General features: G+C 49.2%; 27 protein-coding genes. 6 read left to right on the top strand and 21 right to left on the bottom strand.

All coding sequences use genetic code 11. From position 1 onward, the window contains the following. The first annotated feature begins 485 nt into the window (after positions 1 to 485). Together DTHIO_RS04575 and DTHIO_RS04570 are read left to right on the top strand one after the other, a co-directional pair. On the top strand, positions 486 to 947 hold the full coding sequence (locus DTHIO_RS04575) for a hypothetical protein (RefSeq protein ID WP_008869184.1): 462 nt from the start codon (positions 486 to 488) through the stop codon (positions 945 to 947). Between the two features lie 194 nt (positions 948 to 1,141). Continuing rightward, positions 1,142 to 2,482 carry a DUF2779 domain-containing protein gene (locus tag DTHIO_RS04570; protein WP_244156307.1) on the top strand — a complete coding sequence of 447 codons (1,341 nt, stop codon included), beginning with the start codon at positions 1,142 to 1,144 and terminating at the stop codon, positions 2,480 to 2,482. 132 nt (positions 2,483 to 2,614) lie between these two features. Here DTHIO_RS04570 and DTHIO_RS19520 read toward each other — a convergent pair whose 3' ends face one another. The 5 genes from DTHIO_RS19520 to DTHIO_RS04550 form a co-directional block, all read right to left on the bottom strand. Continuing rightward, positions 2,615 to 2,995 carry a hypothetical protein gene (locus DTHIO_RS19520; protein WP_050775131.1) on the bottom strand — a complete coding sequence of 127 codons (381 nt, stop codon included), beginning with the start codon at positions 2,993 to 2,995 and terminating at the stop codon, positions 2,615 to 2,617. Continuing rightward, on the bottom strand, positions 2,983 to 4,191 hold the full coding sequence (locus tag DTHIO_RS04565; protein ID WP_050775130.1) for a hypothetical protein: 1,209 nt from the start codon (positions 4,189 to 4,191) through the stop codon (positions 2,983 to 2,985). Before DTHIO_RS04565 ends, DTHIO_RS19520 begins: the two co-directional genes overlap by 13 nt. Beyond that, positions 4,188 to 5,087 (bottom strand): Druantia anti-phage system protein DruA, encoded by a 900-nt coding sequence (locus tag DTHIO_RS04560; protein ID WP_008869182.1) that lies wholly within the window; start codon positions 5,085 to 5,087, stop codon positions 4,188 to 4,190. Before DTHIO_RS04560 ends, DTHIO_RS04565 begins: the two co-directional genes overlap by 4 nt. A 217-nt stretch (positions 5,088 to 5,304) precedes the next feature. Then, a complete protein-coding gene (locus DTHIO_RS04555) occupies positions 5,305 to 5,724 on the bottom strand; it encodes a hypothetical protein (protein ID WP_008869181.1) in 420 nt (139 codons plus the stop codon). Between the two features lie 38 nt (positions 5,725 to 5,762). Continuing rightward, positions 5,763 to 7,976, bottom strand: a complete 2,214-nt coding sequence (locus DTHIO_RS04550; protein ID WP_008869180.1) for an ATP-binding protein — start codon at positions 7,974 to 7,976, stop codon at positions 5,763 to 5,765. 159 nt (positions 7,977 to 8,135) lie between these two features. Here DTHIO_RS04550 and DTHIO_RS04545 point away from each other — a divergent pair, with 159 nt between their 5' ends. After that, positions 8,136 to 9,101 carry a helix-turn-helix transcriptional regulator gene (locus DTHIO_RS04545; protein WP_279614613.1) on the top strand — a complete coding sequence of 322 codons (966 nt, stop codon included), beginning with the start codon at positions 8,136 to 8,138 and terminating at the stop codon, positions 9,099 to 9,101. A gap of 77 nt (positions 9,102 to 9,178) precedes the next feature. Here DTHIO_RS04545 and DTHIO_RS04540 read toward each other — a convergent pair whose 3' ends face one another. From DTHIO_RS04540 to DTHIO_RS04505, 9 genes are all read right to left on the bottom strand, one after another. After that, positions 9,179 to 10,423: a ComEA family DNA-binding protein gene (locus tag DTHIO_RS04540; protein ID WP_208596365.1), complete on the bottom strand. Its 1,245-nt coding sequence runs from the start codon at positions 10,421 to 10,423 to the stop codon at positions 9,179 to 9,181. A gap of 296 nt (positions 10,424 to 10,719) precedes the next feature. Continuing rightward, positions 10,720 to 11,172, bottom strand: a complete 453-nt coding sequence (locus DTHIO_RS04535) for a tetratricopeptide repeat protein (RefSeq protein WP_008869177.1) — start codon at positions 11,170 to 11,172, stop codon at positions 10,720 to 10,722. 3 nt (positions 11,173 to 11,175) lie between these two features. Beyond that, a complete protein-coding gene (locus tag DTHIO_RS04530) occupies positions 11,176 to 11,385 on the bottom strand; it encodes a flagellar hook-length control protein (RefSeq protein ID WP_244156305.1) in 210 nt (69 codons plus the stop codon). Positions 11,386 to 11,523: 138 nt separating this feature from the next. After that, entirely contained in the window at positions 11,524 to 11,736 is a 213-nt protein-coding gene (locus DTHIO_RS04525) for a hypothetical protein (RefSeq protein WP_008869175.1), read from the bottom strand. Between the two features lie 69 nt (positions 11,737 to 11,805). Beyond that, positions 11,806 to 12,810 (bottom strand): DUF4351 domain-containing protein, encoded by a 1,005-nt coding sequence (locus DTHIO_RS04520; RefSeq protein WP_008869174.1) that lies wholly within the window; start codon positions 12,808 to 12,810, stop codon positions 11,806 to 11,808. 133 nt (positions 12,811 to 12,943) lie between these two features. Beyond that, positions 12,944 to 13,081, bottom strand: coding sequence for a hypothetical protein (locus DTHIO_RS21810; RefSeq protein WP_008869173.1), 138 nt, complete (start codon positions 13,079 to 13,081; stop codon positions 12,944 to 12,946). 35 nt (positions 13,082 to 13,116) lie between these two features. Then, a complete protein-coding gene (locus DTHIO_RS04515; RefSeq protein ID WP_008869172.1) occupies positions 13,117 to 14,070 on the bottom strand; it encodes an SPFH domain-containing protein in 954 nt (317 codons plus the stop codon). Positions 14,071 to 14,093: 23 nt separating this feature from the next. After that, positions 14,094 to 14,561 carry an NfeD family protein gene (locus tag DTHIO_RS04510; RefSeq protein ID WP_008869171.1) on the bottom strand — a complete coding sequence of 156 codons (468 nt, stop codon included), beginning with the start codon at positions 14,559 to 14,561 and terminating at the stop codon, positions 14,094 to 14,096. Positions 14,562 to 15,308: 747 nt separating this feature from the next. Beyond that, positions 15,309 to 15,665 (bottom strand): HigA family addiction module antitoxin, encoded by a 357-nt coding sequence (locus DTHIO_RS04505; protein WP_244156304.1) that lies wholly within the window; start codon positions 15,663 to 15,665, stop codon positions 15,309 to 15,311. A 156-nt stretch (positions 15,666 to 15,821) separates the two neighbouring features. On the opposite strand from DTHIO_RS04505, the gene DTHIO_RS04500 reads away from it, so the two are divergent. The 3 genes from DTHIO_RS04500 (at position 15,822) to DTHIO_RS21610 (ending at position 16,614) form a co-directional block, all read left to right on the top strand. Continuing rightward, positions 15,822 to 16,169, top strand: coding sequence for an ArsR/SmtB family transcription factor (locus tag DTHIO_RS04500; RefSeq protein WP_008869167.1), 348 nt, complete (start codon positions 15,822 to 15,824; stop codon positions 16,167 to 16,169). After that, positions 16,159 to 16,296: a hypothetical protein gene (locus DTHIO_RS21805; RefSeq protein ID WP_008869166.1), complete on the top strand. Its 138-nt coding sequence runs from the start codon at positions 16,159 to 16,161 to the stop codon at positions 16,294 to 16,296. The genes DTHIO_RS04500 and DTHIO_RS21805 overlap by 11 nt, the downstream gene beginning before the upstream one ends. Positions 16,297 to 16,446: 150 nt before the next feature. Next, positions 16,447 to 16,614 carry a hypothetical protein gene (locus DTHIO_RS21610; protein ID WP_161598634.1) on the top strand — a complete coding sequence of 56 codons (168 nt, stop codon included), beginning with the start codon at positions 16,447 to 16,449 and terminating at the stop codon, positions 16,612 to 16,614. Between the two features lie 104 nt (positions 16,615 to 16,718). On the opposite strand, the gene DTHIO_RS04495 is transcribed toward DTHIO_RS21610, so the two are convergent. The 7 genes from DTHIO_RS04495 to DTHIO_RS04465 form a co-directional block, all read right to left on the bottom strand. Next, the gene (locus DTHIO_RS04495; RefSeq protein WP_008869165.1) at positions 16,719 to 17,609 is read right to left on the bottom strand and encodes a DnaJ domain-containing protein; all 891 of its coding nucleotides are present in this window, start codon (positions 17,607 to 17,609) and stop codon (positions 16,719 to 16,721) included. A 548-nt stretch (positions 17,610 to 18,157) separates the two neighbouring features. Beyond that, entirely contained in the window at positions 18,158 to 19,165 is a 1,008-nt protein-coding gene (locus tag DTHIO_RS04490) for a DUF362 domain-containing protein (RefSeq protein ID WP_008869164.1), read from the bottom strand. Between the two features lie 239 nt (positions 19,166 to 19,404). Next, positions 19,405 to 19,581 carry a PAS domain-containing protein gene (locus DTHIO_RS20955; RefSeq protein WP_161598633.1) on the bottom strand — a complete coding sequence of 59 codons (177 nt, stop codon included), beginning with the start codon at positions 19,579 to 19,581 and terminating at the stop codon, positions 19,405 to 19,407. Between the two features lie 444 nt (positions 19,582 to 20,025). Continuing rightward, positions 20,026 to 20,514, bottom strand: coding sequence for a nitrogen regulation protein NR(II) (locus DTHIO_RS04480; protein ID WP_008869161.1), 489 nt, complete (start codon positions 20,512 to 20,514; stop codon positions 20,026 to 20,028). Between the two features lie 21 nt (positions 20,515 to 20,535). Beyond that, complete coding sequence (locus tag DTHIO_RS04475; protein WP_008869160.1) at positions 20,536 to 20,823, bottom strand: HigA family addiction module antitoxin; 288 nt, start codon at positions 20,821 to 20,823, stop codon at positions 20,536 to 20,538. 10 nt (positions 20,824 to 20,833) lie between these two features. Beyond that, positions 20,834 to 21,112, bottom strand: coding sequence for a type II toxin-antitoxin system RelE/ParE family toxin (locus DTHIO_RS04470; protein WP_008869159.1), 279 nt, complete (start codon positions 21,110 to 21,112; stop codon positions 20,834 to 20,836). A 296-nt stretch (positions 21,113 to 21,408) separates the two neighbouring features. Then, a complete protein-coding gene (locus DTHIO_RS04465) occupies positions 21,409 to 21,786 on the bottom strand; it encodes a hypothetical protein (protein ID WP_040417508.1) in 378 nt (125 codons plus the stop codon). Between the last annotated feature and the right edge of the window lie 166 nt (positions 21,787 to 21,952).

Genomic DNA, 21,952 nt, shown 5'->3' with positions numbered 1-21,952 from the left:
GCTTTCAGGGCATGACGAAACTGGCCATATTGTTTCATAATCTTGATGTTTTCTACAAACTTTCTTTTTTTGACAACCATCCAAGCAAAAATCTGTGCACGAACCCGCCACAGCCCTTTGAAATCAACTGATTTTTAGCATCCGCATTGGTAATTCGAGTGTGCGCATTCCGGAAATGACCAGAAATTTAAGATAAACATCGTGGCAACACCTCTGAACTTTTTGACCTCTAAAAAGGGGGTTTTACCAGCAATGATCTTTTTGAACCGTTTAAATATGGCTGACTTTTTTCAATTGATTTGTTTTCTGTAGCTTGGTGTGGCCAGATGCGCACACCAGCAGATTAATCTTCATTGATCGCCAAGGATATAAGTGTTAAGCCCCTGCCATCAGGCCGCAGGCTACCTGGGGTCTTTAAGAGATGGAGAGCATACCAGGCAGTTTTTTTGTCGTAATCCACGTAATATAAATTTAAGGAGGAGATTATGGGTGAATTTCAAGAAGTTGTGAAGAGTATAGTAGCCCTTCTTAACGAGTTAGCTGACACAGGAGGCGTGACTTCACAGAAAATACCAGAGATTATTGGTTCTACTTTAGAAGAAAATAGAGTAATTGAAGGAGACGCTAGAAATGCATTCAATTGTTACCCAGGAATACCAGGCCATGGATGTAAGGATTTAGCCTTTTTTGTTTCACTTACTTCGCCGGGTTTTTATAAAGGTCGTGGCCATTTAAACTGCGGGCAGGCCATGGAGAAAATCGTTCAGCATATGCAAGGTTCGTGTCAAGGAAGCACCAGACATGCTATATTTTTAACAGATAGCTGGGATGCATACGCATATAATGAATGGCAGGCAAATTTAAGCCAAATCAGACAAAAAGCTCTTTTAGAAGTTTACTTGATCACAGAAAAAAGTGTCTCCTTAATCTCGTTGCCAAGATACTAAAAAATGGTGGAATATATGCTGCTCACTTGGACCTGCTGAATCTGTCTCAAAATTTCTAAATACACTAAATTTACGTAATGACTCACAGGCTTTCAAAATCCAAAATCCTCTCAGGAATTCAGTGCCCAAAACGGCTCTGGCTTGAGATTCACCGCCCGGATCTGATAGAATACGATCCAAATACCTTGGCCAGGATGCAAACAGGCCATAAGGTCGGTGAAATCGCCTGCCAATATCTGGCTCCTGGCGGGGTGTATGTGGGGCTGGAAAACGGCTTTGGACATGCATTGAAGCTTACCCGAGACCATCTTGATTTCTCTGACCTGCCCATTTATGAAGCCACGTTTGTACATGACCAGGTTCTGATTCGTTCAGATATAGTTGTACCGACTGGAACAGGGCTCAAGGTAATCGAGGTCAAGTCGTCCACCAGTGTCAAGGATTACCATATCTGGGACTGTGCTGTTCAAGCCTGGGTTATGCAGGGGGCAGGCCGTCCTGTACAGAATATAGAGGTGGCGGTTATAGACTCTTCTTTTGTCTATCCAGGAAAAGGGGATTACCAGGGGCTTCTCAAAACTGAAAATGTGACAAAGACAGCCTTTGAAATGCGGACCCAGGTTGAAGACTGGGTCCGACAGTTTTTAAAAACTCTGCAGGGGTCAACCCCGGACATAGAGATGGGAGAGCATTGCCGTTCTCCTTTTGAATGCCCGTTCATGGAGTTTTGCCTGCCTGCCGACAGACCTGCATATCCCCTGGAATGTCTGCCGCGTATAAAGAGCCAGTTGCTTCAAGACCTCAAACAGGAAGGTTTCGAGGACATCCGGGATATCCCCGATGGAAGGCTGGCGAATCCCACTCAAGAAAGGGTCCGCAGGGTAACTCAGTCTGGCGAGGAAGAGCTTTTGCTGGAAGCGGACTGCAGTCATGAAAAATTTTCTTATCCAAGATATTTTCTTGACTTCGAGACCGCTCAATTTGCTGTCCCTGTCTGGAAAGGGACAAGGCCATATCAGCAGTTGCCATTCCAATGGTCGTGTCATGTTCAGGACAGACCTGACAATCTGCGGCACATGGAATTTCTCGATCTTTCCGGTGAACCGCCCATGCGCGACTTTGCAGAGTCCTTAGTGTCTTCTTGTCAGGAGCTTGGGCCAATATTTGTATACGGAAGTTTTGAAAAAACAGTCCTACATGGATTGATCCAGCATATGCCTGATCTGGCCCATTCTCTTCAGGCTTTGTCGGATCGGATCGTGGACCTGCTCCCAATTATCAGACAGTGTTACTATCACCCGGAAATGCGTGGGAGTTGGTCTTTAAAAGCTGTTCTGCCATGTATCGCCCCTGAACTGGATTACACCGTTTTGCCAGGAATCCAGGATGGGGGCCAGGCCCAGGAGGCCTATGCCGAAGCCATTCACCCTGATACCACACCGGAACGTATAGAGGAGATTCGAAAAGGACTGGCTGCCTATTGTGAGATGGACACCTTGGCTCTGGTCAAAATAGTAGAAAAGCTGGGCCGTTGATTGTTTAAGATGCAGGCAAGGTGCTTTCCGAGAAAAATATCAGACTACCCATTGGGTGCGGCTCTTTTTCGACAGCCAAGTTTAAACTTCCCCGTGACTGATTTTTACGGATTTTAAAATCCGGCTTGTTGGTTATTTGATTTTATTCAGGCGACCATTCTTGCGAGGATGCCGGGTTGAGATGGTCTTTGGCACGATGCCGTTTTTGTACAGACTTTCATGGTTGCGCTTATACTCGCATTTTTCATGAAACTCCCAGTATTCGTCAAAGTCATGGCTGCAACGCAGGGCGCGAAGCTTCAGAACTGCTTCTGCGCCTTCCAGACTCCAGCGTGCACCGGTGTCTTCCATCCTTTTCTTGACCAGATGCTTACAGGCCCCTTCGATGACTCCGGTTGCAGCAGGCAGACCGAGGCAAAGATACCGGTCGTATCGGAGGTAGGCTTTGTTATTGAGCAGGTAATCTGCGCATTTATCTATTGGGATACGGGACTTTGAACTCAGTTTCTGCAAGGTAGCGCTACGGCGAATCCCCCCTGCAACGTATCCGGCCTTACCGCGAAGGACTTCCAAAAGACGTTGCCCAACCCAAGCCTCCTGTTTTGAACCTGATTCAGGATGAAAGGCCTTGCCAGCTTTCCACAAATACTCACTGACATGGTAAATATCCAGGATGATATGCAGGTTGTAGTTCTTTTTTTGGCCTGCTTGCGTAACTGCTTGATCTGGGTCTTGTTGCCGTCGACTAAGGCCACCCATGTTTTTTTCTGATCCGGGTCACGGGAAAAGGCTTCCTGGAATAACTCCTCAATGACCTCTTCCGGTTCTTTCTTCAGACTGGCCCAGATGCGCTTGTTTTCCGGCCTGGGAGGTTTAGGGCCATCGCGGGCATGCTCTTTTGTTCCCAGGGCAATGTCTTCGGGGGTCCTTATATGCGGCTCAATAGTATATACAGAGGCAACAGTGGCCATGCGTTTGGAGTTCTTTTTCTCTCCCTGAGACAGCCTGGATTTCTTCTTATGCCTGGATTGCTGGGCAGCCTTGCGGGTAGTTTCCCGTAAATCCCTCTCAAGCATGACCACACCCTTGCCGTCTACAGTGAGTACCAACAAAGAGCCTGGTGTCTCTTCACGGGAACCATCAATGCGTCTGGTATCGTAAAAGGCATCAAAGTCCCTTGCAGCCCGCGCTGCCAGTTCTTCCGCCTGACGTTTGGGGATATTTACCCCTGTAACCTCCAGAATATGCTCCAGGGTGTCATCGAAAGAACTCTTTGCAGCCTCCCGGGCCACGCGTTTGCGAAGCTCCAAAGAATACAGCTCTTTTGGAATATTGAGCTCCGCATCCAGTGGGTGCAGGCTGTTCTTGCCTTCCTGGCCGTATCCAGCCCTCTCTATCGTGAGCGTTCCAAAGACAGTCTTAATGCTACGATCATGGTTCCGGATATTGTTGCGTTGCTCTGAATCACTGTCCACTACCGGACCAGCAGTCTCGCCGGGACGACGCGTGTCCAGATGATCCTGCAGAAGTTGGCGCATCAACTCACGGCCCCTTTTCTCCAGTTCCCGCTCCAGTTCACTATGGGTCATAGTATGTGCCTCGGATGAGTCAATAAAGCTCACAAGATGGTTTTCAAAACATTGCCTGGACTCTCCATATGCCCCCTGCCCGGCATGAAGGGCAGGCAATGCCTCGGCTGCCTGCATCATGGCCGGCCTCCTTTCCCTGACAGTCTGGTTACAGCGTTCTTGACCAGGGGAAGGACCAGCACCTTTTTAACTTCTGAGCCATGACGCTTGTGAGCTCGATCCGTACGCCCCCGGCCACTGGTATCACCAAGCAATTTCCAGTTGGAAGCCAGATAGCAGCCCCCATGAAAACGCTGCCTGTCTACAAGAGTCTCCACCAGCAATGGCTCAACCCCATAACGTTCAAGCCAGTCCACACCAAGATGCTGCAACGCCCTGGACAACGCCATGCTCGCCAGATTTTTTATCCTGGCCAGGATCAACAACCGGCTGTTGTTGACCACATGCTGCAAGCGCTTCGAACGTGTGCCGTCATCCCAACCGATCCACTGATCTCGGGCCTTTATTCGCCAGGCCGGACTGGAAAACTGCACGCAGGCAACCACTTCCCTGCGGGGTCGGCCTGTATGTATCAAATATTGCAAGCGTGCGCCGTAAGGCATGGCATAACCAAGATAATGGTACCTGCTGAGCAGGTCCTGAAACAACAACCGTTGTTCCCGGTTTTCAACCAGCTCAACATCCAGCGGAGTAAATTCCTCTACACTACCGCACAGATGACTATAAGGACGGCTGTCCTGGACAGCAGCGATGCTTTTCCTGGGTTTAGCTTTCCCTGATGACTTTTTACCTGGAAGATCGATAATTTCATGAACCGCCAACTGCTCCAGAAAATCCATGCACTCTCTGGCCTTAAGCCCGCCCCCAGGCCGCTTCCATTCCAGCAACTCACTGACCGTATGGGACAATTCAGTACGACTGAGTCCCGCACAGTTCCTTACAACCTCCTGAACAAGCCTTACTTCTTCGGATGTAAATTCCCTGCCACAAAACTTTTGAGAAATTTCTTGGACCATGACTGCCTCCTTGCTATTTTAAGATAACAAGGAAGCATGAGGATGTCCAGCATTTTTTTAATGAAAACGAGAAAAAAATCTTCTTGCTGAAAAAGCTGGAAACTGATGAGCAAAATTGGTCACATATCAGCACACGAAATGCATATGTAGACAAAATCAAGAAAAATCTCGATGTTTACCTTGCTAACCTGCTAAAATTACTTATCTTTTGTGAGTTTCAAAAGAGCCGCACCCCTACCCATTGGTGATCTTTGTCCTCAAAATAAGTCAGACTAAGGCATGTAGTGCCTTCCTTTGAAGCAGACCGCTTGGTGCTGAAAAACTCTTTAATGACCCAACCCTGCGGGGTTTTTAGCCTGTTGGTATATTCAACATGATTTGGTGTCTTTCTGCTGTAGATCCGTTCCCATTGCACCTCGATATGATCAGCTTCCCAGGTATGTGCAGGATCAGGGACGAAAATTATGCTGGACCGGGTAAAATATTTCCCTCCCATGAACCTGTGCCTTAAAAGCCAGCCGTTCGGTAGGCTTTTAATATGCGTTGTTTCGTAATTCGACAGAAGATAGCTGCCCTTCTGCCTGTTGGACCAGACCAGAGTCCAGAACTTACCTGTGGCCTTTGCCTCCTCGCTCATATTCCCCTCCCAATTTTTTCAGTGCACTTGTTTTCCTGCTAAAATCCCAGCCTGTAGCCATATCGGTGCTTGTCTTTCATTTTTACCTCAAGCTCCAGGGACTGGATCAACTCTGAATGAGAAACTTCAGGTGCAGGAAGCAGGCTGAATCTGTCTCTGACCACCCGGAAATCCCCGGGAGCCAGATCTGAAATGGTTTTGACCTGCTCCATCTGTTCCTTGGTAGGTTCTTGTTCAAGCAAGGGGGACAAAACTTTCCGGTAAAATATCTGCCTGCCTTCGGGGAGCAGATAGTCAAACTCTACCTTGAACATAAACCGGCGAAGCGCAGCTCTGTCCACCCAGGAATAGTTGTTGGTGGTACAGATCAAAAGACCTCGAAATCTTTCCATGCGCGCCAGAAACTCATTGACCATGTTCACTTCCCAACTGCGCTGGGCCATGCTTCTGGCGGACAGAAACGAGTCAACCTCTTCAAATACCAGAATACACTCTTCCTGGTCTGCTTCCCGAAAAGCGCCTGCAATGTTTTGCTCATTCATTCCAACGTAGGAGTCCAGGATGTCGCTTGGGTATTTAATCAGCAGTTCACGGTCCAGCTTTCGGCCCAGATATCTGACAAGCTCGCTTTTCCCAGTGCCAGGCGGCCCGAAAAAAAGAGTGCTTATCCCGGCACTCTTGCCCGATCGTGACAGAGCCTGGCTGAACATCTCCATCCGGCCTGCAAAGTCTTCAATATCTGCCTTGATGTTCAGGCCTTCCAGGGAGTAATCATTCTGAAGGCTTTCATTGGGTTCACATATGTTTCCGTCATGCAACAGTGTCTTTGAGGCATCCAGGGAGCGGCGCACTGATGCATAGAACCCTTCTTGATTACCGGCTATCTCCAAAGACTTGAGCGCAGCCATATTCATAGCTCCGGGGCTTACATCATAGTCCCTTGCCAAGGTTTGTACCTCTTTTTCTGTCACCAGCTGTCCAGCCAGGTTATTATTCAAGACCGAGTTCCACAGATAAATTCGTTTAGAGCGATTGAATTTTTTAAAACCAAGGCTGAAGGCAAATCTGCGTTTTGTTGATTCCTGAATGCCGTCTACACGATTGGTTATCCATAAGGCCCTGACCCCTGGCTTCTCCATAAATTTGTTCAGCCACCCCTTGTCCTTGACCTCGCCCCAGTGAAAATAGGAAGCCCCGGCTTGCAGCAGGGAGTCGGCTTCATCCACAATCATCAAAGAACCGCTGCCTTCATTGGTGATATTGATACAGGCCTGGACAGCCTTGCGCAGGCCATGGGCGCTGTTGTCTTCGGGATGGACTGTTTCATAAGCCGGGCAGTTGATCTTATCGGCTATGGCTCTGGCAAAGGTGGTTTTGCCCGTGCCTGGTGGGCCGTATAGAAGTATATGGGTGGGGGATTCTCTTTTTTCCTTCAGCAAAGACAGAATATGCTCAACGGTTCCTTCGGACAGCAGGTGGTTCTTGAGTGGTATGTAATCCCTGCTTACCTCTATGAAATACTTGGAGTTGAGCCGGTGGGCATTTCCCTGAGCCAGGGTCCTGGTAATATCTTCATCCAGCTCTAAAAAATTGAATTTTCGACGTAACAGGCCAAGCTCAAAAAGGTGGCCGGACAATACTTCTCTGAGCTGATTGGAATCGATTCCCAGGGCTGTGGCCAGGTATTTTCTGCCTGTATAAGCCTGACAGTCCAGGTGCTCGTCAAAATAATCAGAAAAAGGTCTTTGAACTCCCAGCAGGAAAATAAACAGTATCATCTCGGACTCATGTTCTGAAAGTCTGAAAGTTTCCCGGAGGCAGTTTAGATTTTCCTGGATGGAGCAAGCACTGCTTTGATGAGAAGACAAAAAATCATCCAGAATGTTTTTAACTCCATGGAGGACATACCCATGATGATCCGGAGGAGTTGCTTCTAAAGCTGAGACCAGGAAATCAACTGCTTTCCATGCTTCCATATCATGAGAACGTGGAGAGAACTGTTCTAGAATCCGCTCCCGGTCATGTTTTCTAAGCTTCGATAAAAGCAAATCTTCAAGTTGCCGGCTGTCAGCTATTATCCACCGGATAAATTCAATGGCCGGCTCATCAATTCTTTTCATCAACTCAAGCACCCTTCGCATGAAGACGGCTGATTTTTGCCTGATAAAGAGATCGTCCGCATCCATCCTGAAAACATGCTCTGGAGAGTTTTCCTTTATTTTCGGCCTGCTTTTTCCTCTTGGCTTGGGCATGATCCCCTCCTGCTTTCCGGGGTTGATTATCCATGCTGAAGCTGGCAATGGATGTTTGAAGAGCAGTATTTACATGCAGACGTGACGTTTCTGGCCATATCAGAAAAACATTGGAGGTGATTTTTGCGGGGGAGGAATATCATTCAGCTGCTCAGGGCTGTGGATCTTCTTGGCAGGCCTGGCGGGATCACTATCAATCAGATGTCAGAAGCACTGGAGGTGGACCGCAGAAGCGTGTATCGTCTGCTGGACATTATCCAGGAACTGGGTTTTCCCATTTACGATGAAAACGACCAGCCCGGGCGGGAAAAATCCTGGAAGCTTGATGCCGACTATGTACTCAAGCTGCCAAACATCAATCTGCCGGACATTCGTTTCACCCTGCCCGAGATCATGGCCCTTTATTTCTTGAGGGCCGAGTCCCGGGTATACCGGGGAACTGAAATTGAAAACAGGCTGGAAAGCGCCTATGCCAAGCTTAACAGGTTTGTACCCGGCGGACTGGATGACCAGCTGAGCAAGCTTAAGACCCTGTTTGTAACCACTGGAAAGCTGACCAAGGATTACAGCGGCAAGGAGAGTCTGATAGACTCTTTGACCAGAGCTATGCTCAGAAAGAGGACCTGCGTGGTGAGCTACTTTTCCTTTATGGACGATACAACCAAGAAGTTCCGTATAGATCCCCTGTATTTCTTTGAGAACAACGGCGGGCTGTATCTTTTCGTCCGGGTGACCAGGTTCGGAGATATTCGTGTCCTTGCTGTGGAACGAATCGAACACCTTGAGGAACTGGAACAGGAATTTGAATACCCACAGGATTTTGATCCTGAGGAAAAGCTGGGCCAGGCGTTTGATATCGTATACGATGACCCCGTAGACCTGGAAGTATGGTTTTCAGCGGATCAGGCCAAATATATCAAGGAAAGACGATTCTCCTGCTTGCAGACTTCACAGGAACATCCGGACGGGAGTATCACCTTGAAAATGAAGACCTCAGGCTGGTTTGACGTAAAAAAATGGATCATGGGTTTTGGTTCAAGCGCAGTGGTGCTGAAGCCGGAAGAAATGCGCAATGAAATCAGGGAGGAGACAAGAGCTGTTCTGGCCCGCTACGATGAATACTGATACTACCAAAAATATTCAAGGCCAGTTAGCGGACTCCAGGGAGTGTGGCCATTCCAGGCGAAGCCAAGTCTCCCGGATCACCTGACTGTTGCGTATGCGCGGATGCTTTCAAGGCGCTGCGGTCCGATTCCGTCAATTTCCTTTAGCTCCTCCATGTCGAAAAATGGCCGCCGGGCCGCAATTGCTTTGGCCCTTTCCTCGCCTATATGGGGAAGTGCCTGCAGTTCCTCCAGTGAGGCACTGTTCAGGTCCAGTTTGCTTTCCACGTGACCAAATTCCCTGTCAGGGGCCTGTGCAGGATAAGATTCTTCTGCCAGAGCGACACTGTCTTCTTCAAAGAGCTGCAGGCCGGCAAAGTCCCCGAACACCTCCAGCATCCTTTCCTGCAGCATGGTGCGGGGACCGTCATTCAAGGTGATTTCGTCTGCTTCCAAAAGCACCTCCGGCAGTTCATCTTCTGAAATCTTGCGCGCAAGGCGTGAAGCCAGCATGGCCATAAGAGCCAGGTGATGTACTGGATCGCCTTTAAATTCTTCTGTGTATTTTTCCAGGCGCAGGGAAGTGTCAGGCAGGTATTGTAGGCTGCGCTGCAAGGGTCCTTCCTGTGTGTGTTCAGCAATGGCCTGCTCAAGAACCGAAGCCATCTCTGTCGTTTTGTTCCCACGGCCCCAGGCGGCCAGAATCAAAACCGCCCCGGCTGCAAGCTCTTCAACTTGCCAGGAGTCCATTTCCCTGCCCGTATACCTTTCAAGGCGGGCAATCGTTCTGGAGAGCCGCCAGTTGCGGTATCTGCGCATGAGCATGCTTGAGGCGTATGGAGAGGCCAAAGTTGCCCGGTAAATTATCCCAGGCAGCAATACGAGAACTTCCAATAGCCGGACGAAGAGTCTGAAAAGTAATGTGCATACGGCGGCAACTGCAGCAAAAAGCATGTACAGCACTTGCAGATTTACAGCCTTGCGGCCGCGAAACTGCACACCAAACAGTTTTGCCGAGGAGCGCTGGGGTTTTATCCAGTTAAATGTCCCCAGCCTGTTGCGAGTAGAGGCGGTAACTCCGGTTTTGGACAGGTTGAACTGGAAAGGACCGTGGCTGTAACGGCCACGGAGCACAAATCGTCCGTTCTGCAGGGCTACCTGCGTGTTCTTCAGGGGAGTGGTGCTCACCCTGAAGCCTCGGTTGGTATTAGCTGTGAGGTTAGCACCCATGGCCTTTGCCTGGGCACGCAGGGCAACTCCTCCAGTGCGGCTGGCCCGCAGATATTTGCCCCGGTGCTCGATCCGGCGCTGTTTGCCGTATTCGTCCTTTCTTCCGATGTTCAAGAAGCCCATGCCGGAATGCTACCTATTTATCTGCTAACGCGGGCCATGCCCGCAACCCAAGTAACAAAGAAACCTTAACCGCCCGTTCGAAGACTCACTAAAGACGTAAAGGTCGCAAAGGAAGGCAGGAAGATTTTTTTCATTTGCCGGGTGTACGGCAAATGAAAAGGCAGCCTTGTCCAAAACCGTGTCCCGGTTTTGGACATTACACCTGCTTCGCGTCTTGAACTTTGCGTACTTAGCGTCTTTGCGGTTCAATTTTTCTTGTTTTTTATGGCAGGATTTCTCCAGTATGTCTAATGACTGATAAGCCGGCGGGCCTGGTCTACCTGCTCGGGGCTCATATGCCGGCTGATGCGGTCCAGATTGCCGGCAGCTTCCTTGAGCCCCTGTTCGGCGGCCAGGCTCAGCCACTTGTATGCACGTATGTAATCCTGCTCTACACCTGTACCTTGAGCGTAGTTCTTTCCAAGATTGTTTTGAGCTTCTTTCAGCCCCTGCTCTGCAGCTTTTTTGTACCAATCCGCCGCCTGGGCATGGTCTTTTTGTACTCCCAGTCCATTTTCGTACAAAACGCCCATGTTGAACTGGGCTTCAGCGTGTCCTTGCTGGGCCAGAGGATGCCATTTCTCAAGGGCGGTTTCGTATTCACCACTCCTGGAGGCCTGCATGCCCTGGTCGAAAGCGATATTTTCCGGGGACTGGCAGGCAAAAAGCAAAAGGATGAGACAGGCCAGGATGTATTTCATAAATCACTCTTCATCTTCAAACTGGATACAGATATCAGCAATAATAACCGGAGCGCTGTCGTCATCAGAAACGAACACCTGCTGCGCCTGCTGCATATATTCAGAATCCTTGATATGTATCATTGCCGGCTGCCTTAACTGCTCCTCGTCAAACGACTGCAAAATCTCCAATAACTCGCCATAAGTCAGCATATATTCAGCCTTCTTAGTCATTATACAATATTGGGTTGCGGGCATAGCCCGCCTTAGACTTACTCCTGAAACCCTGTCATAAAAAAAAGAACCACGCTAAGAAGCGTGGCAGGCCTTAGACAGGATTAACAGGATTGACCCCAGTTGAATGGAAGAGATTCAACGGGGCAAGCAGGATAAGCAATCAGCGGCCCCGGTGAAATCAGCTGCGCTGTCCTTCGGAATTTCACAGGGCAAGCCGGAAGCCGCAGATTGCATTAACCATCCAGCACTCACTTTCTTTTTCATGAGTGCCGGAAAAAAGTGAGTGCTGGAGTGATAACCTTTTGGCCTGGCTTCCGGCCAGGGCAAAATGATTTTTTCTTTATCCATCTCTTAATCCTGTTAATCCTGTCAAATAACTCTTTTCTTTATTGGGTTGCGGGCAAAGCCCGCCTTAGATTAGCTATCGTTCAAAACTTCGTCCATGCTCTGGGCTGTAAGGATACGTTCTGACCACTGCCTCAGTTTTTGAGAATCGGCGGACTCAATCAACCTTTGCTTGTCTTCAGGGACAGAACCGAACTTAAGGGCCAGCTGGCGCAGAAGCAGCTGGGCTTCGCCTTTTTGCATGCCCTGCTGCATGCCCTGTTGCATGCCCTGCTGCATGCCCTGTTGCATGCCCTGCTGCATGCCTTTCTCTATGCCTTCCTGCATGCCCTTTTTAAGGGCGATTCTTTCTATGCTTGTTACGTATGGCATTTGATACTCCTCCTCAATTTGACGAATATCATTGAAAATTTTGGATTCCAGGTCTTCCGGAAGGGACATCAGCCAGTCCAGCACTTTAAACAGATCCAGGATTCTCTGACGATCCCAGCCCCTTGCAAAGAGAATGCGGATCAGCCGAATCTTGGCTGCGTATCGCTCCTCTGGTTTGCCCTGGGTCTTTTTGGTCAACAGGTGCGCTGCTGTAACCAGAGCAAAAGCATTATCCGATTCAAGCAGCTGATCTATTTCCGATTCCCAGTCCAGAAGCTTGACAGCTGGGAAATCAAACCTCAGCCGGCAGCCGTAGAGTTCGTAGCCAAAGCTGTCCGGATGCCAGCCCGGACTGGTATCAGCCAGCACCGCAAGACTGGCCAGGGGTTTGTCGTACTGATCAAAAAGCCGGTAATGGTAGGTGAACATCCGCCTGGCAAAAACATCCTCGGCTTCTCCCTGCACCTCAATATGTACGCATACCCAGCCTTCATCTCCGCTCAACCTGCGTACCCGCACCAGCTTGTCCACATACCTGCGTCCAAGTTCAGCATCCTTAGTCACCTGCTGTAATTCTTTGTCCAGAAAATCATACCCTGAACTCCAGTCTATGTCAGCAAAAATTCCAGGGAAATAAAACTCCATAAATTCCGGGAAATATCTTTCCAGTGCTATTTTCCAGGGGCTGTCGTATTCATCGCTCATAGGCTCTGCCTCAAATTTTTAGCTACGTCGGCTTAAGCGACGATTGTTTAGTTCGCTGAAGTCTCTCGGGTTGTGCTTATTATATAATGCGTTGTGGGCTTGGGGGTCAAGATATTTGTATATGCCGGTATAATCAAACCAGGCCAGGTACAACCACCTGCTGCGCCTGCTGCATATATTCAGAATCCTTGATATGTATCATTGCCGGCTGTCTTAACTGCTTCTCGTCAAACGACTGCAAAATCTCCAGCAACTCGCCATAAGTCAGCATATATTCAGCCTCCTATCTGGAACTCAAGAACCACTTTATGCCTTTGAAGTGCTGAACAACTCCCTTATAGTTGCTATGGAGCCCATTAAGCTTGTTGATTCCAGAGGCAGGAATACCCTGTCACCCTGTTTGGCCACGTTAGGCAGAGCCTCAATATAGCCTTGTGCGATGAGGTAGCGCATTACATCCTTTGGGTCTATAGAAGCTCCAGTTTGTTCTGCTGCCTGCAAAACCAGGTTTATGGCCTTTTTCTCGCCTTCCGCCCGCAGGCTTATGGCCTGTTTTTCACCTTCTGCTCTCTGGATTTCAGCCTCTTTATCCCCCTCGGCCTTGAGTATCTCTGCCTGCTTGTACCCTTCGGCCTCTCTTACATGGGCACGCCTGGCACGTTCAGCGGCCATCTGTTTGTTCATGGCGCTGCGTATGTCATCGGGAACGTCAATGTCTCTTATTTCAACACGGTTGACCTTTACTCCCCACTTGTTGCCTGCCTCGTCCATAGTGGCCTGCAAGCGGTCATTGATCTGTTGTCTGGACTCAAAGATCTGGTCCAGCTCCATGCGTCCTATCTCAGAGCGAAGAGAGGTCTGGGCAAGGGTCTGTATTGCAAGCACAAGGTTTTCAGCACCGTATATGGCTGATTGCGCGTCCATAATCTGATAGTACAACACTCCATCTATTTGAACACCCACGTTGTCCTTGGTGATGACCTGCTGTTTAGGAAAATCCAGTACCACCTCCCGCAGATCAATCCTTTTTTCTGTCCGTATGAGCTTTTGCTCATTTTCATAACGAACTATTGTGATGGGCCTATGCCGGTCCACAACAGGAATGATCAGATTCAGGCCGGCCTCGATTGTGCGGTGGTAGCGGCCGAGTCTTTCTATGACCATTGCGTGCTTCTGAGGTACAATGACCAGCCCTTTAACAATAAGTACAACAAAAGTTATTGCTATGAGCAGGATCAACAAGCTGGCGGCTTCTCCCATGATTTATTCTCCCAGGTTATATGTCAGTCAGTATTTTTACTGTCGTAAGTGCCGGTCCTTGCAGCCGGACGTACAACAGCAGTCACACCCTCAAAGCGGACGATGTTGACAGCACTTCCGCTCTCGAGGCCTCCATTACCATCCTCCATGCGTACAGGATAACTGTCGCCCAGAACGTTGATTCTGGGCTTGCCTGTGCTGTCAATATGGATCTGAAATGATCTGCCTCTGATCCTTGGGTCTTCGACTCCATGTAAAAGCTGTCCCGGAGTAGTTCTGCGAAGTATTTTAAGCGCCACAGGCACTATAATAAAGCCAGACAGGGCAGCTGAAAGAATCTGCCATTCCCAGGAAATACCTGCCAGAGCACAGACCATCCCTATGAGTGCCATGATGCCCAGAGCAAGCAGTATCCCGCTGGCCCCGCCGAAAAGAATGACGTCTACGAGTACCAGGATCAGGGCTGTAAAAAGCCATAACATCCAGTCCATTCAAGCTTCCTATAGTCAGTATCAACCACCGGCATAGCCGATGGCTTGCTTAGCCCAAAAGGGCGTTGTTACTTGCAACCCTTAGCTGGAGATCACCAGCATGGCTTTGTCGTAAGTCAATGGGGGCAATACCGATAATCAGACCATCTTCTGCAAACAAAAACGAAACCTACCCATCAGGGCGCGAAAACGGGTTCTTTCCTTCCACCGAGTTGATGCACTCAAGCCTATGAGCAATCTTGTCACCATCTCCAGCATCGTAGCTGTACTTGTCGGGAAGGTAAAAGGTAAAGCCATCCGCTCGGCATATCCAGTAATCTGCAGTTCTGCAATAACTTTATAGGGTTAATCTCCCGTATCCTAAGGAAAAAGTCAAACATCTCCATCTGCTACCCAGACGGGAGCTGGATAAAAAATTAGAGGTGAGATTCGACAGATATGTAAGCACAAAGCAATGAATTTCAAGCTCGGATAAGCTATGAAGCACTTGCTCCGCCAATGACCAAAAAGGTAAGGACAACACGGTATTCGCGCAGGGCTGCAACAGGGTGTGCCGCATGGCGGGCCGGGAGCAGGGCACTTACAGCCTGGATCATGCTTCAGACTTAGCTGAGGTGAACTTGAGGTTTACCTCTGGTAGCAGGCAGATTACCAAGGAAGGAATACTCATGCCGTAGGCTGAGCTAACATTATTCTTACTTACAGCCATCAAGTGATATCTGAACATATAGCAACTGCTGAAAAAGGTTATGCAAAAAAATGTTGGTTCCTGGGGATTGGTTTCAGACGATTAATGTTTTCTGCTTCAGGGCTGTTCATGACATGCCAGAGGTCCCAATTCTGTTGCAGGCCAAGCCAAAAGTCCGGGGACATGCCCAGCACCCGGGAAAGCCGCAAAGCCGTATCCGGCGTTACTGAACGCTTACCCTTAATAATTTCGTTGAGCCGAGGATAAGAAACGCCAAGACAGCGAGCCAGTTCTACTTGAGTAAGCCTAAGTGGCTTAACGAATTCCTCAAAAAGCATCTCCCCTGGATGTGTCGGCGGACGATTCCTAGGCAACCGCCTCCCGGCATCAGTGGTAATCTGTGATTTCGATTTCATATGCATCGCCTTCCTCCCATATAAAACAAATTCGATATTGTAAGCCCATGGACCTGCGCTTCATAAACTGTTGGGACATACAAAAGGCCTCCTTGACAACCAGCATTTAATTAGTTATATACGCAAATACTAAATTGATTGAATAAAGGATCAGTTATGGCCAATCCCCAGGAACTTGCAGATATGTTCAAAGTGCTGGCAACGCCTGCCAGAGTACGTATTTTGCAGATACTTAAAAATGACTGTCTTTGCGTGAACGCGCTGGCCAGGGAGCTAAAAATCACTCCCGCCAGTGTATCACAGCACTTGCGGGTCCTGCGGGACAGCGGGCTGGTACGGGGCAGAAAACACGGTTATTATGTGCACTATGAGGTAGACCTGGAAAACCTGCACAGGTGGAAAACTTCGGCACAACTGTTTTTAACCGCCCCACTGGATAGAATGCCTGAGCTGAAGAGTAAAACTTCAAACCAGAAAAATAAGGAGGTCAACCATGGGATGTGATTGCCAGAAATGCGAGTTTCCGCAAAAACTTAAAGACAGGCCGGAAGACTGCACCCCTGAGCAGATCAGGGAGTGTCACGGAGAGTCCAGAGAACAAGAGACAGAAAGCAAAAACCAGGATAGTTGAACAGCAGACTTAAGGCCGGGTCAACCTACATGGCCCGGCCTTATTTATTGTCCTGAAAAATACAGCAACCATTAACATGCTGACCGGTCTTGCCCGGCCTGACCCGGACTGTTTATTCCGGTAAGCAGCCTGCCATATTTTCTGCAGCCGGTGTCCTTTGCCCTGCCTCCCACCTATGGCGTGGACATCCTGCACTGGAGCTTTCTGGGCCAGAGCACTATGCTGCCCGTCGCCCTGAACTTTGGCATTTTGCTGGTTTTTTGCGCAGTGCTGTTTATCTTCAGTCTGCGCAATGTCCAAAAGCGCTGGATTGTCTGAGGTCGGTTCAGAACCAGAGGAAGGTGATTGAAGAGACAGGGTTCTACAACTATTCACTGGATTTTTGGGAGAATAATTACTCTGGGATTAGCCCTGAGAGGATTTCAAACCTTGCTGATATGCACTCGCAAATAAAGATCGCCCGGTTGCTCCCCCGGGCTCCCTTCCAGGCCCTTCCCTCTAACCCGCAGGACCGTGCCCTCCCTGGTGCTCGGCGGAACCTTGACTTCCAGCTTCACGCGCCTGTCTCCCCTGGTATAGGCCAGGTTCAGCTCCGTTCCCAACCGGGCTTCTTCCGGTGCAATGGTTACGTTGTAGCACAGATCTTTTTCCTGTTTTTGTTCGAGACTGTTTTGTTCTGGAGCCTTCTTCCCGGATTCCAGGAAGATATCCCGTACCTTGCGACTGAGTTTTTTGAAAAAGCCTTCCTTGGATTTTGGGGGCTTCGCCCGGTCTAGATCCAGGTAACGCCCTTCGTCTCCCAGCCTGGGGCCGTTCCCCCCAAATGTCTGGTGTCTCCTGGCGCCTCCAGAGGTAAAGATGAACACACCCCCAGTAAAACGCCCACTTCCGCCTCCGGGAAAAAACATATTGTTCATGAATTCGCGATCGAAACGCACTCCGTGCCTTGCGAATTCTCTTTCCATTTCCCGAAATATTCTGCTGGTTTCAGGATTGTTGAAAAGGTCCCGAAAAATTTGCTCAAAGGGATCAGCAGTAAAATCCTGCCCGGCCTGTTCCCGTTGCTGGAAATTATAATCCCCGCCGTAACGGCGTAGCTTGTCGTGTTCCTTTCTTTTCTGGGGATCAACGAGAATGCCGTAGGCTTCCGTGATCTCTTTAAACTTGTTTTCCGCCTGCTCCCTTTGCTCGGTATTCCGATCCGGGTGGTATTCAAAGGCCAGCTTGCGATAGGCTTTCTTGATCTCATCCTGGGAGGCCTCCGGGCTCACTCCGAGAACCTGGTAGTAGTCCTTGAAAGGTGTGCTGTTCATATTCCTTACTATTCTTTTTTTTTTGCGGATTCTGGCCAAGATACAGCGTAAGCATTCAGGGGGTGCCGAAATCACGCCTCTGGCGTGACCAGGGGACAGTCCCCGCGCAACTATCCTGCACAATGAACATGACAAACGCTAAGTTGTGTAAACCTGCAGAGTTAGTACTTAGCGGGGGACAGTCCCCAGGCCTGGTGCCAGAGACTACAACTGAGTACCCCCTGAATGGTTACGATACAGAAGAATGCGTAACCGTTTAGCTGTAGTTAGTTTCCATCCGGAAATAAAGAACTTCCGGATGGAAACTCTTTATTGCCCAGAGTTCTTTTGGAAAGCGCATAAATATAAGAACGCTCCTCGCCTGCTGGAGTAATATATGTATAATACTCATGGGCAGGCAGCGTAAATGTCTTGTTCCAGTGTTTGAGTTGGTCAACCATTTTTGTTTCTCTAAGGCAAGCCCCTGTCTTATTTCGTGGTTTTTGCCGTATAAGGATTTCACTTCTATAACGGGAAAGCCGGTCAGGGGGTATCCGGAAGAGCTGATTTTATGTTCTCAGGTATTCATGAAGGCTTTGGATATAATCTTCTCCTGCTGGATCGTCTGAAAGCAGGCGGATCATTTCCGGACCGGAAACGCCCAGGCCGATTTCAGTTGCTCTGGCTATCTGCTCCTGCTGAAAAACCGGTTTGTCCATTATGTCCGGTGTGGAGCCCAGTTTTTTAAGTATGCTCACACCCACAGCGTCAATGGCCACGGGGTCCCTGGCGCAAAGCGTGATTCCGGCCCGGACTTTCTCGCCGGTGGCGGGTCCCCCGCTTACAAAGGCATCTATCCCGTCGATTATGTACATATCCGGGTGGTAGGCCAGATTGATTTCAGCAATCATTTTTCGCATATCCTCAGAACCATGCAACTGACTCATGTAATCGGTTCCCTCCCTGGGGATTATGCCCACGGCGAGCTTCAGGGCCATGGTAAATACGCCGTTGAATTGATGTGTTTTGAGACACCCGCAGGCCAGGATATGATCCACCTCATAGAGTATCCTGGGCACGTGGAAACCGTCCTTCCAGTGCAGCTCTTTATCTTCAAAGTGAACCAGTTCGTGATCCTCCAGCTGGTCAAAGTTGATCACCTGCACACCCTCTTTTTCAGCCAGGTCAAATATACCTTTTTCTTCCATAACTTCGCGGGTGTCTGGAGGACCGCTCCTTTCGCCGATGATGATTTCCCGGGCTCCGCGCTGCCGGACTTCGTCTATCATGGTGGACAGGGTATCGTTGTGTGTGGAGCCGGGAGCCGGGTCAGCCGTATTGAAATTGGGCTTGATGAGCACTTTTTTGCCTTGCATACTTGGTGGAGAGCCGAGCTTAAAGGCCCTGCGCACGGCCTCCTTTCTGTCTTCGGTTTTGATCAGACCTACTTCAGAATTATTTTCAGCGTGGACAAAATTGCCGGACATAAAGGGCAACAGTTTCCAGCCGGCAGCCATAATACTCACCCGGGACAAGAATCCACGCCGGGTAAGCCTGTTCCATGATTGTTTGAACATAAATCACCTCCAAGTTTCAAGCAGTTCATATCATTTCAAGTAGTGACAGTAAAGCGGGCCAGAAGGGAAATGACTTGCACTGCATCTAAGGCGGGCAATGATATGGTGAGGCCAAAAAGCAGGTGCGGATTAATGGAGCTAAGGCGTGTGCACCTTAATGGATTGAGGGCAAACGATCTTGATGATGGCAAGCATTTCTCAGATAGACCCAAAAGTGGCCGTCAATCCGAAGCTGCAACCTATACCTCACGTGCTGGAACTCCTCTGGAAATTGTGAGCAAGGTCATCCTTTTGAGCTCATCTATGCCTATTCCGAATACCTCCGAAGCTTTTTTGTTCCAGTGGATATACCTGTCCTGTGCATCCTTGAGCACAACCCCCACAAGCATAGACTGGCCCTGAACCACGGCATCCAAACAGTAAAGCGGGTGCCCACTTTCAATATGTGCCTTGATAGATTCGGCGTTGTCTCCAAGGCCTGCGTGATAAAAATTGTCAAGATTTTCTTTCTCGTCCAGGAGGGCAATCTAGGCGTTATAGTAACCCCTGGCATGCACCAGGCTTTCACAGGATTTCTGCAGCAGGGCATCCCTGTCCTTTTCCTGGGTGATGAGCTGGTTGACATTTCTTATGGCCTGCAAAACTGAACTTAGATGCTCACTTTTTCTCTGGGCCAGCTTCTGTTCAGTGTAAGCATTCAGGGGGTGCCGAAACCGGCCAGGGGACAGTCCCCGCGACACCTTTCCTGCACAAAATAATCTGACAAACGCGAAGTTGTGTGAACCTGCTCAGTTAGTGCTTAGCGGGGGACAGTCCCCGGGCCTGGTGCCAAGGACTAAAACTGAGTACCCCCTGAATGCTTACTGTTCAGTTATGTCCTGGTGAGCAACCACCGCCCAGTTGCGGTTCTCATCAGGCAAAGGAGTAACCCCTGCCCGGAACCAGAATTCTTTGTCCGGAGCGGGGCAGGGATATTCCAGGGTGAACAGTTCTTCTTCCCTGTTCAGGATCCTTTGAAGCCCCCGGGCAAAATCCATGGCTCCTTCAGACCACTCACCCTCTGCCTGTCTGCATACATCAAAATAGTTCACTCCTTCAGAAACCATATCCGGGGTGAGCTGGTTTTCTTTTGCGAAATTCCGCCATTGCTTATTGACCAGAACGATAGTCCCCTTTTCATCCACCGGGGCAATTCGGGCAGAGAGGCCGTCCAGAGCGGACTGCACTAAACTAAGTATTTCCTCCTGTCTCTTTTCACCTTTCTTTTTTTCAGATAGCAGGAGCATTGATAACGCTGTCACCAGCTGCAAAAACGTAACAGAGTAGAAAGTATGGCAGGTATCCGACATATGGCTTGGTTATATACTGCTTCAGGCTGCGACAAGTCTCTTCACCCTGAGCTTTTTACGATTCTGTTCAGCATGCCAGAGTTCATATTGGGACTGCTGGTTCAGCCAGCTCTGTGCAGAGGTATTAAAGGCAATAGAAAGCCGTATAGCCATCTCTGGACTAATACCTGCCTTACCGTTCAGCACAGCGCTTAGAGTTTTGCGGCTTACTCCCAGTGCTTCTGCCGCCGCCGTAACCGTAAGACCAAGGGGTTCTAAGCAAAGCTCGCGCAATATTTCACCTGGGTGGGGAGGGTTGTGCATCAACATAAGTGAGTCCTTAATGATAATCTTCGTAATTCACCATCTTGGCATCTCCGTTCTCAAACAGAAATGTCACTCGCCAGTTACCACTGACCGTCACTGACCAAATTCCGTCTCGCTTGCCGGAAAGTTTGTGCAACTGAAGACCTGGCAAGTCCATATCTTTAATATCTGACGCTGCATTCAGCCGACCGAGAATCAGTCGAAGCCTCTTGGCATGAGCAGCCTGAATCCCTGCGGTGCTACCGGATTTGAAGAACCTGGCCAAACCTTTGTGCTTGAAGCTTCGAATCATGACCTAAACGTACCCTGCAACGTATCGGGTGTCAACACATGCAGCGCCTTTCGGCGTAAAGATAAATGATATGATCTGTTCAAGCTTTCTTCCGGCAGTCTTCAGAATAATTGAACAGGACTATGCCATGGCCATGGCCGTAGTGCTCGCCTGCCAGCAATGTCCTTGCGATTCGGATTGTTTGCCTTTCGGTCGGGGCGATCTCCGCTTCTTGCAGGTGTTCGAACAGGACTGATCTAATTTTCAATGCTAATGTTCAAGAAATGACTCACCATGCTTGTAAGCCCTGCTGAACTCTACGGATTCGAATCCATGATGAAGTCCCAATAATCATCATGCGCGTTATGAGCTTCATTGCGAGAGCTAAACGGACCTTGAATAACTTTGACACGGTCTCCAGCATATAAAAGTTCAGCTGTTTCTTCTGTGGAATGAACAGCATGTTGGTGGGTGGAACGTGTGTTAGCTTGAACCTTTTCTACATGCCAGAAATAACCAGAAAAAGCACTAACCCCATGATATCCTGGCAGCCCTTGATCACTAGAGGAGTTTCCTAGTACGCCTACGCTGCCTTTCCAGCCTTTCTGGGCTCTCCACCCCAGTTCAGCCATCAGCCAATTAGGTGAAGCCAAACTGCGATCTGCTCCCTCCTCGATAAAATAACAGTTCTGCATGGTATTTTGTATTCCTCTATGCCAATGAAATCTAAGACCGGCCCCACGATAATTCAAGCAAAGATGCTATCGTTGTATTCCGTGCGATACAGTTTGACTAAATTTGAAGCAGGCCTTACTGCCTGCCCCACCGACTCAATCTTTGGATTGGTATTCCTCTCAAAGC

Origin of the sequence: Desulfonatronospira thiodismutans ASO3-1 (genome assembly GCF_000174435.1) — a bacterium.
GTDB classification, from domain to species: domain Bacteria; phylum Desulfobacterota; class Desulfovibrionia; order Desulfovibrionales; family Desulfonatronovibrionaceae; genus Desulfonatronospira; species Desulfonatronospira thiodismutans.
This window is presented reverse-complemented; position numbering and strand designations above follow the sequence as displayed.